Below are 16,798 nucleotides of genomic sequence, written 5' to 3'. Positions count from 1 at the left end.
GGCTGAAACGTCGACTCTTCACGGAAGGGGCGACGGCATGCACCCGATGCTGCGTCGGCTCGACGACCTCGCCGCCCATCTCGCCACCCGGCCGGACACCGTGGCGCTGCTCGGCCTCGGCTCCGCGGGCGTCGACCCGGACCGGCTCGACGACCACTCCGACCTGGACTTCTTCCTCGTCGTCTCCGACGGCGCGGTGGCCCGCTACGTCGACTCGATCGACTGGCTGGCCGCGCCCTGCCCGGTGGCGTACAGCTTCGCCAACGAGCGCAACGGCCGCAAGGCGCGCTACGCCGACGGGATCTTCGTCGAGTACGCCGTCTTCACCGTGGCCGAGCTGGCCCGGCTGCCGTTCACCGGCGCCCGGGTGGTGTGGCAGCGCCCCGACGCGCCGGCCGGGCTGGCCGGAAGCGGTGCGTCCCCGCGCCCCGCCACGCCGTACGACACTGTCGAGTTCCACCTCAACGAGGCGCTCACCAACCTCTACGTCGGCCTGCACCGCGAGCTGCGCGGGGAACGGCTGACCGCGGCGCGGTTCATCCAGTCGTACGCGCTGGACCGGGTGCTCGCCCTCCTGCGGCTCAGCGAGCCGTCGGCGGCGCACCGGCGGGACCCGTTCGACCCGAGCCGCCGGGTCGAGCAGGCGTACCCGCCGGAGGTGCTGCCGCTGGCCGCCATGGTGCCCGGCTACCGGCACAACCGCGAGGCCGCCCGGGCCACGCTCGACTGGCTGGCGGCCCGGTTCCCGCTCGACCCGGCCATCGCCGGCCCGATCCGGGCGCTGCTCGCGACGTAGCCCGGCTCAGCCGAGCAGGTCGGCGAAGCGGTCGGTGGCCCGGAGCAGTTCGCGGGCGATGCCCGGCTCGGCGGCCGAGTGGCCGGCGTCGGGCACGATCCGCAGCTCGGCCTCGGGCCAGCGCCGGGCCAGGTCGTACGCGGACACCGGCGGGCAGCACAGGTCGTAGCGGCCGTTGATGATCACGGCGGGCAGGTGGCGGATGCGGTCCACCCCGTCGAGCAGTTGCGACTCGGCGAGGAAGCCGCCGTGCACGGCGTAGTGCGAGAGGATGCGGGCGATCGGCAGCGCCTGTTCCTCGCCGGTGAAGTGCGCGAGCAGCCCGGGGTCGGGGCGCAGGGAGGAGTTGACCGCCTCCCAGCGCCCCCAGGCGACCGCGCAGGCCCGCGCCTGCTCCTCGTCGGGCCCGTGCAGCCGCCGGTGGTACGCCGCCAGCACGTCGTCCCGCTCGGCGGCCGGGATCGGCGCCACGAAGCGCTCCCATTCGTCCGGCTGGAGGTGGCGCAGGCCGCCCTGGTAGAACCAGTCCCGCTCGCTGCGCCGCAGCAGCAGCACCCCGCGCAGGATCAGCCCGGTGACCCGGTCCGGGTGGGCCTGCGCGTACGCCAGGCCGAGCGTGACCCCCCACGATCCGCCGAACACCAGCCAGGAGTCGATCCCGAGCCGTTCCCGGATCGTCTCCAGGTCGGCCACGAGGTGCCCGGTGGTGTTGGCGCGCAGCTCACCGAACGGGGTGCTGCGCCCCGCGCCGCGCTGGTCGAACAGCACGGCGCGGTAGCGCCGCGGGTCGAAGAACCGCCGTGCCGCCGGCACCAGGCCGCCGCCGGGCCCGCCGTGCAGGAAGACCACGGGTACGCCGTCCGGCGTGCCCACCTCCTCCACGTGAAGCTGGTGGCCGTCGCCGACGGCGATCCGGTGGGTGGCGTACGGCTCGACGGGCGGGTACAGGGGAGGCTCGGTCATCCGGACCATCCTGCCCGCCCGCGCCGGGTCGGGCGGGGACGGTCAGCAGGCGATGCCGCTGCCGAGGTTGTCCAGGAGGGCGTCGGCGACCCAGCCGGACACACCGGTCGTGGTGTCCTTCAGGTAGGTCCAGGTGTAGGTGGTGTGCCCGTTCGCGCTGACCCGGTCGCCGTTCGTGTAGCAGTGGAAGTCGACGCTGTGGCTGAGCTGGCCGTAGCCGAGCGAGCCGCAGCTGGTGTGCGGGCCGGTGCGGATGTTGACGTTGCTGGCGTTGAAGAGCGTGCCGTACTTGGTGTCGATGTTGGAGTGCGCGTGGCTGCAGGTCGCGCTGGCCGGCCCCGCCACGCTCACCACCGCGACACCGGTGCAGCCGACCGTCAGTGTGACCGCCGCCGCGATCGAGGAAGCCTTCCGCATGTCGATCAACCCCCCGAACATGAGCCCCTACGTACAGTGATCCGAATATTTGCATCTTTCACGGAGCGGGGCAAGGGTGTCACCGGTCCAGCAGCGCGCGTAGCTCCTTCACCACCTCGGCCGGCGCCTCCTCGGCCATGAAGTGGCCGTACGACACCGGCACGTGCCGCAGGTCCGGCGCCCAGGCCCGCCAGCGCGCCGCCGCGTCGAAACCGAGCGCGGCGCCCCAGTCCTGCTGGAGCACGGTGACCGGCATCCGCAGCACCCGGCCCGCGGCCCGGTCCGCCTCGTCGTGCGCGAGGTCGACGCCCGCCGACGCCCGGTAGTCCGCCACGATCGAGGGCACCGCCGCCCGGCAGGCCCGCAGGTACACGGCCCGCACGTCGGCGGGGATCGCCTCCGGGTCGCCGGCCCACAGGTCGAGGAAGTGCCCGAAGAACTCGTCCGGGGCGGCACCGATCAGCCGCTCCGGCAGCCCCGGGGGCTGGGCCATCAGGTAGAGGTGGAAGCCGACCGCGGCCGTGACGCCGTGCATCACCTCCCAGGTGTCAAGGGTGGGCAGCACGTCCAGCGCGGCCAGGTGGGTGACCGTCTCCGGGTGGTCCAGGCCGGCCCGGATCGCCACCAGGGCGCCCCGGTCGTGCCCGGCCAGGGCGAACCGCTCGTGCCCGAGCGCCCGGGCCAGCGCCACCACGTCGGCGGCCATGGTCCGCTTCGCGTACGCGGTGCCGTCGGTGTCGGCGGGCTTGTCGCTGTCGCCGTAGCCCCGCAGGTCGGGGCAGATCACCGTGTGGTCGGCGGCGAGGTCGGCGGCGACGTGCCGCCACATCAGGTGGGTCTGCGGGAAGCCGTGCAGCAGCACGACCGGGCTGCCGCTCCCGCCCACCGCGGCGTGCAGGGCGACGCCGTCGGCGACTGTGACACGGTGCTGCGCGAATCCGTTGATCATGAGGGTTCCTCTCCGGGTGCTTTCAGGTACCCGTCGAGCCTGCCCGGGGCCGGTCAGTGGCCGGTCAGCATCCGATGAGTGCCCTGGCCGGGCCGCCGGTACGGGCGCACCGGGCTGCCTAGAGTGGGCGGGGTGACCAGCCCACCGCGCGTACCCGGAACGGCCTTCGGGGTGCTCGGGCCGCTCGTGGCGGCCGGCGAGCGCGGCCCGGTGGCGCTGAGGGGCGCCCGGCAGCGGGCGGTGCTGGCCCGCCTGCTGGTCGCCGGGGGCCGGGTGGTCCCGGTCGACCGGCTCGTCGACGACCTGTGGGCGGAGCCGCCCGAGGGCGCTGTCGGCGCGGTCCGGACCTTCGTGGCCGACCTGCGCCGGGCCCTGGAGCCCGACCGGCCGCCACGGCAGCCGGCCCGGCTGCTGGTCACGGCCCCACCCGGGTACGCGCTCGCGGCCGCCCCCGAGGCGGTCGACGCGGGCCGGTTCGACGCGGCCGTCACGGCGGCGGGTGAGCTGCTCGCGGCGGGGCGGGCCGGCCCGGCGCTGGCCGCCCTGGACGACGCGCTCGCGCTCTGGCGCGGCCCCGCCTACGCGGAGTTCGCGGGCGAGCCCTGGGCGCGGGCGGAGATCGACCGGCTGGACGAGCTGCGGATGCTCGCCGTCGAGCGGCGCGCCGAGGCGCTGCTGGCCCTGGGCCGGGCCGCCGAGGCAGCGAGCGACCTGCGCGCCCAGGCCGCCGGCCACCCGCTGCGGGAGGAGACCTGGCGGCTGCTCGCGGTCGCCCTCTACCGGGCCGGCCGGCAGGGTGACGCGCTCGCCGCGCTGCGGGACGCCCGAGCGGTGCTGGTCCGGGAGCTGGGGGTGGATCCCGGCCCCCGGCTGCGCCGGCTGGAGGCCGACATCCTCGCCCAGGCCCCGCACCTCGACCCGACGCCGCCCGCCCCGGTGTCGCCGCCCGCTCCGGCCCCGGTGTCGCCGTCCGTCCCGGTGCCGGCGCCGGTCGCGGCGTCCGCCCGGCTGTCGGTGGCCGCCGGGGGAGCGGTGGAGGAGCGGCGGCCCTTCGTAGGGCGGGTGGCCGAGCTGGCGAGCCTGACCGGGCTCGCCGCGGAGGTGGCGCGGCGCGGCCGGCCCGCCCTCGCGCTGGTCTCCGGGGACGCCGGCGCGGGGAAGACCGCGTTCGTCGAGGCGCTTGCCGACCGGCTCGCCGCAACCGGCTGGACGTGCGCCGTCGGGCGGGTCCCCGAGTACGAGGGCGCCCCGGCCGCCTGGCCGTGGACGCAGCTCGCCGCCGCCCTGCCCGACCCGTCCGAACCGGCGGAGCCGGAGATGGCGGCGGGGCCGGCGGAAGCGGAGGAACCGGCGGTGGCCCGGTACCGGCTGCACCGGATCGCGGGTGCCCGGCTCCGCGCGGCGGCGCGGCGGGGGCCGGTGCTGCTCGTCCTCGACGACCTGCACAGCGCCGACGAGGACACCCTCGACCTGCTGACCGCGCTGTTCACCGGGCCGGAGCCGGTGACCGGGCCGGTGCTGGCGGTCGGCACGTACCGGGCCACCGGGATCACGCCGGCGCTGACCGGGGCCCTGGCCCGCCTCGCCCGCACCGAACCGGTCCGGGTCTACCTGGGCGGGCTCGCCGAGGCGGAGACCGCCGACCTGGTCCGGGCTGTCGCCGGGCCGGCCGACGGGGACACCGTGCGGGTGCTGCACCGGCGCAGCGGCGGCAACCCGTTCTTCGCCCGGGAACTCGCCCGGCTGCTCGCCGCCGAGGGGGCCGCCGCGCTGGAGACCGTCCCGGCCGGCGTGCGGGACGTCATCCGGCACCGCCTGGCGCAGCTGCCCGGGCCGGCCCGGACGGTACTGCGGCAGGCCGCGGTGCTCGGCCGTGACCTCGACGCGGACGTGCTGGCCGCGCTGGCCGGCGAGGAGGCCATGCTGGACGCCGTGGACCGGGCCGCGCAGGCCGGCTTTCTCACCCCGGACGGCACCCGGTTCGGCCACATGCTGGTCCGCGACACCCTCTACGCCGACCTGTCCGCCCCGCGCCGGGCCCGCTGGCACGCCGCCGTCGGGGCGGCGCTCGAACGGCTCCGGCCGGACGACGTCACCGCCCTCGCCCACCACTTCGGACAGGCCACCGGTCCCGAGGCCGCGACCCGCGCCGCCCGGTACGCCGCTGCCGCCGCCGAACGGGCCGAGCGGCGCAGCCACCCGCATGAGGCGGCCCGGCTCTGGCAGCAGGCCGTGGCCGCCCACGACCGGGCCGGCGGGACGGACGTACGCGGAAGGCTGGCGGCGCTCATCGGCTGGGGTCGCGGCCTCGCCGTCACCGGCCACCTCGACCGGACCCGGGTGCTGCGGGCCGAGGCGGTGGCCACCGTCGAACGGCTCGCCGACCCCGGGCTCACCGCTGACGTGCTGGCCGCGTTCGACGTGCCGGCCGTCTGGACCCGCAACGACGACGAGGAACTGTCCCGGCGCATCGTCGCCGCCGCCGAGGCCGCCCTCGGCGGCCTCCCCGCCGACCAGGCCGCCCGGCGCGCCCGGCTGCTCTGCACCCTCGCCCTGGAGCTGCGCGGCGAGACCGGCGACCGCGGCCGGCGGGCGGCCGCCGAGGCGGAGGGGATCGCCCGCCGGCTCGGCGACCCGGCGCTGCTGGCCTTCGCCCTCAACGCCCGCTTCATGCACTCCTTCGACCGGGCCGGCCGGGCACCGGAGCGCGGCCGCATCGGCGCCGAACTGGTCGACCTGGCCGCCCGGCACGGGCTTGTCACCTTCGAGGTGCTCGGGCACCTCATCGCGCTCCAGGCGCACTGCGCCCGCGCCGAGCTGGCCGTCGCCGACGCCCACGCGGCCGCCGCCGACCGGCTCGCCAGCCGCTACGAGCTGCCCCTGGTCGGCGTCTTCACCGCCTGGTACGCCGCCCTCCGGCTCGCCGTCACGGGCCACCGCGCCGAGGCCGAGGCGGCGTACCGGGCGGCGGCCGTCCGGCTCGACGCCGGGCAGATGCCGGGCATGGCGGGCGGGCTGCTGCCGTTCGCCCTGCTCTGCCTGCGGCTGTCCACCGGCGACGATCCCGCTCCGGCGCTTGTCGACGCCACCGCCACCGGCCCGTACGCGCCGTGGGTCCGGCCGCTGGCGCTGCTCGCCGCTGGGCGCCGGGACGAGGCGGCCGCCGCGCTGCGCTCGCTGCCGGAGTCGCCGCACGACCTGCTGCGCGAGGCCCGGCTCTGCGTCGCCGCCCGTGCCGCCCTCGCCCTCGACGACCGGCCCACCATGGCGCGGCTGCACGCCGCGCTGCGCCCGGCCGCCGACGAGCTGGCCGGGGCGGGCAGCGGCGTGCTCACGGCGGGCCCGGTGGCCGGCTACCTCGCCGACCTGGCCGCCGCCCTCGCCGCCCGCTGACCGCGCCGGCTGTCCGCGGGCGCTCGGGGTCAGGCGTTGGCGGGCACGCCGCCGTCCGGACCGGCCGCCGGGTCCCCGGTGGCCTCCGCCTCGGGGGCGGGGCGCTGCGCCGGGGTGCGCACCGCGAACGCGTCGAAGCTCGGCCGGTCCAGGGATGCCCGCTCCAGGAACGGCTCGGCGCGGCGCCGCTCACCGTCGGCCGGCTCGGCGGGCTCCGGATCGGCCAGCGCGGCCGGGTCGACAAGCGCCGCGGGGGCCGGCACCACCACGGGTGCGGCCGGTGCGGGGACCGCCACCGGGACGGCGTCCGCACCCGGGCCGACCGGACGTGGCGCCACCTGTGGGTACTCGGCCGTCTCCACGCCGCCCGCGGCGGCCGCCATGACCGCGGCGGCGGCCAGGTCGGCGACCCGCTTGGCCTCCCGCTGCACCCGGGCCCGGGTCTCCTTGGCGTGCTGCTCGGCCAGGTCCGCCGCCCGGCGCGCCTCGTCCAGCCGCTTGGTCTCGGCGGCCAGGTCCCGGCGCACCTCGACCAGTTGCTCCTCCAGCGCGGCGCCCTGCTCCTCGATCGTGCCGATCTCCCGGCGGGTGCGCTCGAGCTGCTCGTCGACAGTCGCCAGCTCGGCCAGGAGCTGGGTGAGGGCCTCCTGCCGCTGCTGGATCTCCTGCTGCACCGTGGCGAGCTGCTCCTGGTGCGCCGTCGTCTCCTCGTCGGCGCGCTCGCGGACCTCGGTGGCGTACTGCTGGGCCTCGGCGACCAGGGCGGCGATGTCCCGTTCGGCGGCGCTGGCCCGGTCGGCCAGCTCCTGCTCGGCGGCGGCCCGCCGCTCGTCCAGCTCGCGGGCCATGGTGGCCTGCCACTGGGCCAGCTCCTGCTGGGCCTTGCTCCGGTTCGCCTGCACCTCCTGCTGGATCTGGGTGCGGGCCGCCTTGACCAGCGCCTCCGACGCGGAGCGCGCCTGCTCGACCTGCTGGGCGCTCTGCTCGGCGATCCGCTTCGCCTCCTGCTGGGCCCGGTCGTGGGCGGCCTGCCCCTCGGTGCGCAGCTTCTCCGTCAGCTCCCGGACCGCGGTCAGCTCCGCCTGCGCGGCGGTCCGCCGCTCCTCGTCCGCCTTCTCCTGCTCGGCGCGGCGGGTGGCCAGCTCCTCGGCCAGCTCGTGCCGCTCCCGCTCCGCCTCCTCGCGCGCGGTGGCCAGCACCTTCTCCGCCTGCGCCTGGAGGTCGGCGGCGCGCTTGGTGGCCGCCTCGGTGATCTGCCCGGCCTGCTTCTCGGCAAGGTCGAGGATCTGGTCGACCATCGGGCCGAGGTCGCGGAAGGACGCCCGGTCCACCTGGGTCGGGCGCTGGCGCAGCTCGGCGGCCTCGGTCTGCGCCCGCTGCGCCTGCGCGGTCAGCTCCCGGACCTGCGCATACGCCCGGTCCCGGTCGGCCGTCACGGCGGTCAGCTCGCCGTCCATCTGCTCGACGTACCGGTCCACCTGGCGTTTGTCGTAGCCCCGCAGTGCCGGGTCGAACCTCGGTCGCGCGGACACGTCGTCGTGGGGTGCGAACGGTTCCTCGCCGTTGGACATGCGCCATCCTCCGTCGGTTCGCCAGCGCCAGGCCGGCGGATGACCGCCCCGCAGGGCTCGATGAGGCGCAACGGTACCGCCGTCGGCCCGCGGCTTCCGCCCCGCCCCGCCTCAGACGGGGAAGTGCGGGTTCCCGGCGGTCAGCCGGATGGTGAAGCCGTCGGCGTCGCGGTGCAGCGCCACGTGGTCGCAGGACTGGTGGCTGATCCACAGGCCCAGGCCACCGGCGGCGCCGTTGCCCGCGGGCAGCAGCCCGGCGTACGGGTCGGTGGGGCCGGGGCCGCCGTCGCGCACGGTCACCACGATCCGGTCCGCGGCGGTCCACAGCCGCATCCGCACCGGCGGCACGCCGTGCCGCAGCGCGTTGCTCACCACCTCGCTGACCGACACGACCAGGTCGTCGACATCGTCGGCGGGAAGCTGGCCGCGGTGGGCGGCGCGTACCGCGTCCCGGGCCTCGGCGGGGGTCGGGTCGGTCAGCTCGACCGTCGGCGTCGTCCGCTGCACCGGGTCGGGCAGCATGAGCCGCTGCTCGGCCAGATAGGTCGGCGGCTCGGTGTAGTCGCCGGTCGGCACGTGGCTGCCGTCCGGCAGCGCCACCCGGGGATGGGTCCGCGTCACCTCCGCCAGCACCCGTGGCGGCGTGGTCCGGGTGTCGTACGCGCACATGCTCCAGAGCGGGAAGTCGTCGTACGCGTGGTTGATGGCCGACTCGTAGCGGGCCCACCAGTCAAAGGTGGCCCCCAGCACGGGTGGCGGCAGCTCGCCGACGATCCGGATCTGCCGGGCGCCGTCGGCCACGTACGAGGCGAGCAGCTTGCGGTAGACGCGGATCGCGGCGGTGGGGCGGGCGTAGACGTCGCCGCCGGGCAGGAAGGCGACCTGGGTGCCGGCGGGCAGGGCTCGGCGGACCAGCTCCGCGTTGCGCCCGGCGAGACCCACCACGGTCGGCTCGCCGGCCTCGATCCCGCCGAGCAGGAACGGCAGCACGACGGCCAGCAGGTGCTCGTCGGAGTCGTGGAGGATCGCCTCGTGGTAGTAGCCCACGTGACCGGCGGCGGCGCCCGTCCTCATGGGACCACCTCCACCCGCACGTCGTGGAGGTCCAACAGCTCGACCAGCCGGGCCGGGGCGGAGCGCGAGGTGCGCAGCACGACGGTGGCGTCGTGCCGGCGGGCGTGGTCGCCCAGGTGCAGCAGGCTGCGGTGGTCGACGAAACGCAGCCCCGTCGCGTCGAGCACGAGCCGGCCGTCCACCGGTCGCGGGTCGGCCCGGTCCAGCGCGGCGGCGAAGAGCCGGTGGTTGGACGGGTCCAGTTCCCCGGCGAGCTCGACGACCGCCTCGCCGCCACCGGCGTGCAGCCGGAACAGCCCATCGGTGTTGGTCTCGGGGTGCATGCAGGCCAGCTCGGCGATCGCCGCCTCGCTCAGCTCCCGGCGGTCGTAGGCGCAGACGGCCGACATGGGGTGGTGTCGCATCCAGCGGTCGATGAGGTGCTCGTACCGGGTGAAGGCGTCCCGCTGGGCGACGCTGCGTACCAGCGTGGTGGCCTCGGCGAACACCCGGAAGCCGGTGTAGCCGGCGGCCAGCGCCTCCGTCGTGGCCGCCGCATACGCCCGGACCTGCTTCTCCGGGTCCACGATCTCGTCGTGGCGGTAGGCGTGCTCCACCGGGAGCAGCCGGAGCGCGCGCCGGCGCAGCGCGTCGTCGCGGCCGGGGAGGCGGTCCAGCCGGCGGGCCAGGGAGTCGGTGTCGCCGGGGGCGACCAGCCAGACCTGCTCACCGGCGGCCAGCCCCGCGGCCAGGTGGGCGACCGCCCGGGCGTCCAGCGCCGCCGGGTCGTCGTAGGCGAGGCAGGCGTGACCGTACGCCGTTGTCGACGCGCTGTCGCTGGTCACTCGGTCTGCCCCACCCGGCCAGTCTAGGCACACCCGGCCCGGGCGGCCCTCCGGCGGCCACCCCACCCCGGCCCGGCGGGGTGCCGCCGGGCCGGGCAGGGCGCCTCAGGTGAGCTGGAGGTTCCGCCAGGCGGTCGACTCCAGCGGCGGGTCGCCCAGCTCGAACTCGGCCCAGTTGTTCCAGTAGGCGACCGCGTCCACGTCGTTCTGACCGCGCAGCCAGGTCACGTGGTCCCGGATCGTCTGGGCCCGGCCCGCGCCGGTGGTGTCGGCCGTGGTCCGGGTCAGCCCGTACTCGGGCACCAGCAACCGGATCCCCGGGTACGCGGCGCGCACCTTGCCGAACGCCACCCCGAACATCCGGGACGCCGGCCAGTACGTGGCGGTGTCCCGCGAGTAGCAGTCCACGCCGTAGTGGGTCATGCCCGGGTATCCCCAGTCGGCCGGGTTCCCGCGCCCCTCGTCCAGCCAGTAGCGGGTGACGATCGGGCCGTGCCCGAGGACCCAGCGCCGGTTGCGGTGGGCGGCGACGATCTGCGCCACCCGGGTCGCAGTGGCCCGGTACGTGGCCGGCGTCACATCGCCCATCGGCTCGTGGTACCAGGTCAGGTAGATCGGCCGGCTCAGCCCGTCCAGCCAGCCGGTCAACTGCTCGACGTCGTCCTTCCACGAGACGTGCATGACGGCCGACGGCGCGTCGACGAACTTGCCGGCGTTCAGCGGCGGCAGCTCCGGCAGGGCGTCCGCGTCGCCGCCGTCCGTGCCGAAGTCGCGCATGTAGCGGATGCCCGGGTACTCGACCACCACCCGCTGGGTCCGCGCCCCCTTCTCGGTGCTCATCCCCACCAGCAGCGGCACGGTCAGGGTGGTCGTGGCGGTGCCGGTCCGGCCGGCGCCGTCGCGGGCCGTCGCGGTCAGCGTGACCGTGCCCCGGCCGGCCAGCACGGTCACCGTGAAGGTGGTCGGGTCGGTGGGGTTCGGCGTGACGGTGACCCCGGGCGCGCTGCTGCCGAGTTGCACGGTCAGCGGCACGCTCAGGTCCACCCGGACCGGGCTGTCCCAGGCGGCGCCGGTGGGGTCGCTGACCCGCCCGGAGAGGGTCAGCAGCCGCGAGTCGGGATGGTAGGCGTCCACCCGGACGGTGGTGGACTGCCCGGGCAGCAGGACTGTCGATTCGGCGGTGACGGAACGGACGACGGGTGCGGCCATGGGATGCCTCCGTAGGGCGTGCTCGTGGCGCTCCGGCCGCACGTCCTCGGGTGGCCAGGACGGCCTTGACCTGCGCTTTTACCAGCTTGCGTCGGTCCGGAGGCAACGCCATCACCGCCAGCAGATGGCGAAAAACCCGGTCGGGACGCAGGTCAGCCGAGCGGGTGGGAGATGCCCCGGGCGTGGTCGGTGACGGCCGCGCCGACCACGGTGGCGGTCAGCGGCAGCACCTCCAGGCAGCGGCGCACCGCCGCGGCCATCAGCGCGTTCGGCACCCGCATGGAGAGCGTGCAGTGCGGCACCCAGCGGCCCGGCTGGTAGTGCTCCACCAGGCCGATGCCCGCCCGGGCCAGCCGCTCGTGCACCGCGCCGTGGTGGGCCAGCAACTCCGGCGTGGGAGCCGGGCCGAGCCAGAGCACCCGCCCGACGAACTGCCCGGCGTGCTGGAACTCCAGCCGCAGCGGGGCGGCCACCACCATCCCGGCGAGCGCCTCGGCGACCCGGTGCGGGTCGAGCCGCGGCGCGACCGCCAACGAGACGTGCGGCCGGTGCCGCTGCTCCAGCAGCGACTTCATGCTCTGCACGCCCTCGGCCTCCAACGCGTCCCAGAGCACCCGGATCCGCCGGGTGGCGTCGGTGTCGAGATACAGCTCCAGCGCCGCGACCACGCGATCACCCTAAGGGGGTGAGGTTTGCCGCCCGGCCAGGGCGGTACTGCCCGGGTGGAGCCGACTGCGGAGGAGTGTGGGACCGGTGGACGTGAACGACCTGCTGACCGACGCGTACGGCCGGCTGCCCGACCTGGTGGCCGGCGCGATCGAGGGGCTCGGCCCCGAACAGCTGCGGCAGGCCCCGGCCCCCGGGTCGAATCCAGTGGGCTGGCTGGTCTGGCACCTGACCCGGCTCCAGGACCACCACGTCAGCGACGTGCTGGGGGAGGAGCAGCTCTGGGTCGGCGGCCCCTGGGCGGAGCGGTGCGGGCTGACCGCCGACCCCGACGACACCGGCTTCGGGCACGGCCCCGAGCAGATCGCCCGCGTGCGGCCGGAGGACGGTGCGGTGCTGCTCGACTACCACCGGGCGGTGGTGGACCGGACCCTGGCGTACCTGCGCGGGCTCGGCCCGGCCGACCTGGACCGGGTGGTCGACGAGAACTGGGACCCGCCGGTCACCCTCGGCGTGCGGCTGGTGAGCGTGCTCGACGACGACCTCCAGCACGTCGGCCAGGCCGCGTACGTGCGCGGGCTCATCCAGCGCGGCTGACCGCGGCCCGGGCCCGGCGCAGGGCGGCGTGCCCGAGCAGGTGGAACGCCTGCGCCTCCGGGGAGGTGCCGGGTCGGGTGAAGTCCGGCGCGCCGCTGACCCCGGTGACCCGCCCGCGGCGGTCGACCCGCCGGCCCGCCGCCGCCAGCAGCTCCGCGCCCGTGCCCAGCCAGGACGCCGGCAGCCAGCCGTCGGCCACCCCGGTCAGCGCCGCGTACCCGAGCAGCTGCGCGGTGTTCGCCTCGCGGAACGAGCGCGGGTCGTCGAGCACGTCGGGGAAGAGCCCGTCGTCGGCCCGGTACGCCAGGCAGGCGTCCAGCACCGTGCGGGCGTGCCCGGCCAGCTCGGCGCGGAGTCCGGCCGGCCAGTCCGGCGCGAGCCGCAGCGCCCGGGCGATCCCGGCGACCACCCAGCCGTTGCCGGTGCCCCACGGCTGCGGCTGGTCCGGCTCGCCCCGGTCCTCGTCCCAGCGGGCCGCGTAGAGGCCGGTGCGGCTGTCGAACAGCCGGCGGCGGTGCCCGTCGACCTGCACGGCGGCCAGGTCCGTCCGGCCGACCAGCGCGAGCAGCGGCACCACCATGTACACCGTGTCCGCCCACACCTGGCGGCCGTCGAGCAGGTGGAACAGGGTGCCGTCGGCGGCCCGGGGCGCCCGGGTGACCAGCCAGTCGAGCTGCGCGTCCAGCGCGGCGGCGAAGCGGGGATCCCCGTCGGTCGTGGCCGCGTACCGGACCACCTCGCCGCAGGCGGCGCCGTTGACCGCGCCGGCCTCGCCCGACACGTCGCCGAGCCGCCCGTCCGGATGCTGCCGGGTCACCGCCGCGTCGGCGACCAGCACGGCCAGCTCACCGAGCCCGAGGTCGAGCAGGGCGTGGCCGGTCACCCCCTGCTCCCAGGACTGGCGCTGCATGGCCAGCAGCGCCGCGAGCACCCGGTCGGTCGTGTCGTCCCCGGTCATACCCATTGCTCCGGACTACCCGACTTCCGCCCCGTGCACCAGCCCTCAGTCACCCGTACGAGGTGAGTCGGACTCACCCGGCCGGCGGGGAGGCTGCGGGAGCGGGCGTGGGCCGCCCGGCGGTGAGCCGCGACGACGGACAGGGGAGGGACCGATGAGCGCCTCGGCCGCGGAGTACCTGGACCGGGAGGTCGCCGGTCGCCACCCGGACCTGCCGGAGACCACCGCCGGCACGCTGCGGCTGGACCTGAAGGACGGGGCGCGGACCGAACACTGGTACCTGACCATCGACCACCAGGAGGTACGGGTGGCCCGCCTGGCCGACGAGGCCGACCTGGTGCTCCGCGCCGACCGGGAGGTGTTCGACCGCATCGCCGCCGGCCGGCTGCAGCCCGCCGCGGCGCTGCTGCGCAACGACCTCACCGCGCAGGGCGACCTGCGGCTCCTGCTGTCGCTGCGCCGGATCTTCCCGGGTCCGCCCGACGCCCGGCATCCCCGCGAGGTCGCCCGCGCCGGCGGCGAGGTGGTGGCGCCGTGAAGCAGGAGCTGGTGAACATCCGCGCCGGAAACGCCTTCGTGCTCAGCGACGGGCAGGGCGACATGGAGGCCGCGCCGTACGCCCCCATCGGCCTGTTCTCGTTCGACACCCGCTTCCTGTCCCGCTGGGTGCTCACCGTCGACGGGGAGCGGCTGCACGCCCTGTCCCGGGACGAGCTGGCCTACTTCGAGACCCGGTTCGTGCTGGTCCCCGGCGCCGCCAGCCACTACGTGGACGCCGACGTCTCGGTGATCCGGCACCGGTCCATCGACGAGAGCTTCCACGAGCGGATCACCGTGCTCAACCACTCGGCCGAGCCCGCCGAGTTCACCGTGCGGATGGAGATCGGCAGCGACTTCGCCGACACCGCGGAGATCCTCCGACCCGGGGAGCGCCGGCCGGAGGTCGTCGCCGACCCGGTCCACCGGCAGCTGCGGATCTGCTACGGGCGGGACCGGTTCGCCCGGGAGACCTTCGTGTCCAGCACCGCGCCCGTCGAGGTCGACCGGCGGGGGATGACCTTCCGGATCCGGGTCGGTCCGGACGGGGAGTGGCACACCGACCTGCAGGTCGGCATGATCATCCACGGCGCCGGGGGACGCGACCTGCGGGCCAGCCTCGAATCCCACCGCGAGATGGTCCACCACGACATGCGCGAGGACCTCGCCCGCTGGTTCGACCACGCGCCGCAGCTCATCGCCGACCGCGAGCCCCTGATGTCGGCGTACCGGCAGGCGCTGACCGACCTGGCGTCGCTGCGCTACACGCCGCTGTCGTACAACGAACGGGTGCCGGTGGGTGGGCTGCCCTGGGCCATGGCGCTTTACGGCCGCGACGCCCTCGTCACCTGCCTGGCGACGCTGCCGTTCACCCCCGAGCTCACGCCGGCGACCCTGCGCCTGCTCGCCCTGCTCCAGGGCGGACAGCTCGACGACTACCACGACGAGGAGCCTGGCAAGATCCTTTCCGAGCTGCGCTACGGCGAGCAGGCCGCCTTCGGCGAGCAGCCCACGGCGTTCTACTACGGCGCGGCCGACACCACGCCGCTGTTCGTGGTCCTGCTCGACGAGTACGAGCTCTGGACCGGCGACACCGACCTGGTGCGCGAGCTGCGCCACCCGGCCCGGATGGCGCTGGACTGGCTCGACGAGTACGGCGACTCCACCGGCGACGGCTACCTCCGCTACCAGCCGCGCAACACCGTCAACGGGGTGGCCAACCAGACCTGGCGCAACTCGCCGGGGGCCATCGTCGACCGGCACGCCGTCGAGCCGCCGTACCCCCGGGCCACCTGCGAGTTGCAGGGGTACGCGTACGACGCGAAGGTCCGGGGCGCCCGGCTGGCCCGCGAGGTCTGGGGCGACCCGGGGTACGCCGACCGGCTGGAGGCCGAGGCCGCACGGCTGCGGGAGCGGTTCGACCGGGACTTCTGGCTGCCGCACCGCGGCTACTACGCGCTGGCCCTCACCCCGGACGGGCAGCCGGTCGACGCGCTCACCTCCCACCTCGGGCACCTGCTGTGGAGCGGCATCGTCGAGCCGGAGCGGGCCGACGCGGTCGCCGCGCACCTGTCGAGCCCCGAACTCTTCTCCGGCTGGGGGGTGCGCACGTACGCCACCGGGCAGCGGCCCTACAACCCGGTCGGCGCGCACCTCGGCGCGGTCTGGCCGTCGGACAACGCGCTCGTCGCGGCGGGCCTGCGCCGCTACGGGTACGACGCCGAGGCGGCCCAGGTCGTGGCCGGCATCTTCGCCGTGGCGGAGACGCTCGGCGGCTCGATGCCGGAGGTGATCGCCGGCTACCCGCGCGACGTCACGAAGTACCCGGTCCAGCTGCCGGCGGCCGGCAGGCCGCAGTCGTGGGCCTCCGGCGGCCTGCTGATGCTGCTCGCCACCATGCTCGGGCTGCGCCCGTGCGGGGAGAACCTGCTGGTGAACCCGTGCGTGCCCGACGGGTACGGCCGGATCGAGCTGCTCGACGTGCCGGGGCGCTGGGGGCGGGCCGACTCCTACGGCCGCGACCGCAGCACGGGCCGGCGGGTCCGGGTCGGCGGCGCGACAGGTGAGCGGCGCACCACCGGGTGACCGACGCCCGTCCGGGCGCCGTCGCCGGTCAGCGTGGTCCGGCCGGGCTCTGCTCCGGCGTGCCGGAGGGGGTCGGATCCGGCGTGCCGGCGGGGGTCGGGGCCGCCTCCGCCGGCATGGCGCGGGCCCGCCCGGCCAGCCCTCGGTCGACGCCGACCAGGATGAGCCCGAGCAGCCAGAACGCGACGGCGAAGAAGACCGCGCTGAGCCCCACGCCGCCGTAGCCGAGCGCTCCCGCGTCGAGGAACGGGTACGGGTAGCGGTGCACGACCAGCCCCCGCACCAGGGCGAACCCGAGGTACGCCAGCGGGAACGCCAGCCACCACGCGGCGTACCGCGGGCGCAGCCGGCCCCGGCGGTCGAACAGCGCCCAGTCGGCGATCGCGAGCAGCGGCACCACGGTGTGCAGGAACTGGTTGCCCCACCACTCGCCCGGCTCCCGGTGCGGCTGGACCATGGCGAACGGGCTGGCCGGGTTGGCGAGCACCAGGTGGTAGACCGTGCCCGTGATGGTGATGTAGAGGGTCACGGCGCCCTTGAGCGCGCTCGGCGGCTCCGGGCGGCCCTGCCAGGCCCGCCAGGCGGCGTAGCCGGCGAAGACGCCGACGGCCACGTTGCTCTGGATGGTGAAGTACGGCAGCAGGCCGGTCATGGTGGCCGGGCCCAGCGCGGTGAGCACGATGCCGGCCAGCACGCCGAGCACGACGGCCAGCCGGAAGAGGATCGCCAGTCGGCGACGCCGCGGAGTCACCGGGGCAA

Annotated in this window: 15 protein-coding genes; 5 read left to right on the top strand and 10 right to left on the bottom strand. The window is 76.0% G+C overall.

The genetic code is table 11. The features are described from left to right. Positions 1–37: 37 nt before the first annotated feature. Complete coding sequence (locus GA0070603_RS10035) at positions 38–796, top strand: hypothetical protein (RefSeq protein WP_091310692.1); 759 nt, start codon at positions 38–40, stop codon at positions 794–796. Between the two features lie 6 nt (positions 797–802). Here GA0070603_RS10035 and pip read toward each other — a convergent pair whose 3' ends face one another. From pip to GA0070603_RS10020, 3 genes are all read right to left on the bottom strand, one after another. Beyond that, on the bottom strand, positions 803–1,759 hold the full coding sequence (gene pip, locus GA0070603_RS10030) for a prolyl aminopeptidase (protein WP_091310688.1): 957 nt from the start codon (positions 1,757–1,759) through the stop codon (positions 803–805). A 42-nt stretch (positions 1,760–1,801) separates the two neighbouring features. Further along, positions 1,802–2,176 (bottom strand): hypothetical protein, encoded by a 375-nt coding sequence (locus GA0070603_RS10025; RefSeq protein ID WP_091321754.1) that lies wholly within the window; start codon positions 2,174–2,176, stop codon positions 1,802–1,804. Between the two features lie 79 nt (positions 2,177–2,255). Further along, complete coding sequence (locus GA0070603_RS10020; protein WP_091310684.1) at positions 2,256–3,125, bottom strand: alpha/beta fold hydrolase; 870 nt, start codon at positions 3,123–3,125, stop codon at positions 2,256–2,258. 132 nt (positions 3,126–3,257) lie between these two features. Between GA0070603_RS10020 and GA0070603_RS10015 the strand changes: the two genes are divergently transcribed. Continuing rightward, positions 3,258–6,518, top strand: a complete 3,261-nt coding sequence (locus tag GA0070603_RS10015; protein ID WP_091321752.1) for an ATP-binding protein — start codon at positions 3,258–3,260, stop codon at positions 6,516–6,518. A gap of 29 nt (positions 6,519–6,547) precedes the next feature. Here GA0070603_RS10015 and GA0070603_RS10010 read toward each other — a convergent pair whose 3' ends face one another. From GA0070603_RS10010 to GA0070603_RS09990, 5 genes are all read right to left on the bottom strand, one after another. Continuing rightward, complete coding sequence (locus GA0070603_RS10010) at positions 6,548–8,089, bottom strand: coiled-coil domain-containing protein (RefSeq protein WP_091310680.1); 1,542 nt, start codon at positions 8,087–8,089, stop codon at positions 6,548–6,550. Positions 8,090–8,200: 111 nt separating this feature from the next. After that, the gene (locus GA0070603_RS10005; RefSeq protein WP_091310676.1) at positions 8,201–9,163 is read right to left on the bottom strand and encodes a sensor histidine kinase; all 963 of its coding nucleotides are present in this window, start codon (positions 9,161–9,163) and stop codon (positions 8,201–8,203) included. After that, positions 9,160–9,987 carry an MEDS domain-containing protein gene (locus GA0070603_RS10000; RefSeq protein ID WP_091310673.1) on the bottom strand — a complete coding sequence of 276 codons (828 nt, stop codon included), beginning with the start codon at positions 9,985–9,987 and terminating at the stop codon, positions 9,160–9,162. Before GA0070603_RS10000 ends, GA0070603_RS10005 begins: the two co-directional genes overlap by 4 nt. Positions 9,988–10,092: 105 nt before the next feature. Next, positions 10,093–11,196 (bottom strand): hypothetical protein, encoded by a 1,104-nt coding sequence (locus tag GA0070603_RS09995; RefSeq protein WP_091310670.1) that lies wholly within the window; start codon positions 11,194–11,196, stop codon positions 10,093–10,095. A gap of 152 nt (positions 11,197–11,348) precedes the next feature. After that, positions 11,349–11,864 carry a 2'-5' RNA ligase family protein gene (locus GA0070603_RS09990; protein WP_091310666.1) on the bottom strand — a complete coding sequence of 172 codons (516 nt, stop codon included), beginning with the start codon at positions 11,862–11,864 and terminating at the stop codon, positions 11,349–11,351. Between the two features lie 85 nt (positions 11,865–11,949). On the opposite strand from GA0070603_RS09990, the gene GA0070603_RS09985 reads away from it, so the two are divergent. Then, positions 11,950–12,459, top strand: a complete 510-nt coding sequence (locus tag GA0070603_RS09985) for a mycothiol transferase (protein WP_091310663.1) — start codon at positions 11,950–11,952, stop codon at positions 12,457–12,459. On the opposite strand, the gene GA0070603_RS09980 is transcribed toward GA0070603_RS09985, so the two are convergent. Continuing rightward, the gene (locus GA0070603_RS09980; protein WP_244282474.1) at positions 12,443–13,417 is read right to left on the bottom strand and encodes a glycoside hydrolase family 88 protein; all 975 of its coding nucleotides are present in this window, start codon (positions 13,415–13,417) and stop codon (positions 12,443–12,445) included. The genes GA0070603_RS09985 and GA0070603_RS09980 overlap by 17 nt on opposite strands. A gap of 154 nt (positions 13,418–13,571) precedes the next feature. Here GA0070603_RS09980 and GA0070603_RS09975 point away from each other — a divergent pair, with 154 nt between their 5' ends. Both GA0070603_RS09975 and GA0070603_RS09970 read left to right on the top strand, forming a co-directional pair. Beyond that, positions 13,572–13,955, top strand: a complete 384-nt coding sequence (locus GA0070603_RS09975; protein WP_091310655.1) for an SCP2 sterol-binding domain-containing protein — start codon at positions 13,572–13,574, stop codon at positions 13,953–13,955. Then, on the top strand, positions 13,952–16,039 hold the full coding sequence (locus GA0070603_RS09970; protein WP_091310652.1) for an amylo-alpha-1,6-glucosidase: 2,088 nt from the start codon (positions 13,952–13,954) through the stop codon (positions 16,037–16,039). Before GA0070603_RS09975 ends, GA0070603_RS09970 begins: the two co-directional genes overlap by 4 nt. 28 nt (positions 16,040–16,067) lie before the next feature. On the opposite strand, the gene GA0070603_RS09965 is transcribed toward GA0070603_RS09970, so the two are convergent. Then, positions 16,068–16,790, bottom strand: a complete 723-nt coding sequence (locus GA0070603_RS09965) for a Pr6Pr family membrane protein (RefSeq protein ID WP_167544528.1) — start codon at positions 16,788–16,790, stop codon at positions 16,068–16,070. Positions 16,791–16,798: the final 8 nt, after the last annotated feature.

Source organism: Micromonospora chersina (genome assembly GCF_900091475.1).
Lineage (GTDB): Bacteria > Actinomycetota > Actinomycetes > Mycobacteriales > Micromonosporaceae > Micromonospora > Micromonospora chersina.
The sequence above is the reverse complement of the archived record's forward strand: the minus strand, read 5'-3'. Positions and strand labels throughout refer to the sequence as shown.

Bases quoted from the DNA above. Each gene is read 5' to 3' on its own strand.
- GA0070603_RS10035 (WP_091310692.1), top strand. From the start codon at position 38: ATGCACCCGATGCTGCGTCGGCTCGACGACCTCGCCGCCCATCTCGCC.
- pip (WP_091310688.1), bottom strand. From the start codon at position 1,759: ATGACCGAGCCTCCCCTGTACCCGCCCGTCGAGCCGTACGCCACCCAC.
- GA0070603_RS10025 (WP_091321754.1), bottom strand. From the start codon at position 2,176: ATGCGGAAGGCTTCCTCGATCGCGGCGGCGGTCACACTGACGGTCGGC.
- GA0070603_RS10020 (WP_091310684.1), bottom strand. From the start codon at position 3,125: ATGATCAACGGATTCGCGCAGCACCGTGTCACAGTCGCCGACGGCGTC.
- GA0070603_RS10010 (WP_091310680.1), bottom strand. From the start codon at position 8,089: ATGTCCAACGGCGAGGAACCGTTCGCACCCCACGACGACGTGTCCGCG.
- GA0070603_RS10005 (WP_091310676.1), bottom strand. From the start codon at position 9,163: ATGAGGACGGGCGCCGCCGCCGGTCACGTGGGCTACTACCACGAGGCG.
- GA0070603_RS09995 (WP_091310670.1), bottom strand. From the start codon at position 11,196: ATGGCCGCACCCGTCGTCCGTTCCGTCACCGCCGAATCGACAGTCCTG.
- GA0070603_RS09980 (WP_244282474.1), bottom strand. From the start codon at position 13,417: ATGACCGGGGACGACACGACCGACCGGGTGCTCGCGGCGCTGCTGGCC.
- GA0070603_RS09975 (WP_091310655.1), top strand. From the start codon at position 13,572: ATGAGCGCCTCGGCCGCGGAGTACCTGGACCGGGAGGTCGCCGGTCGC.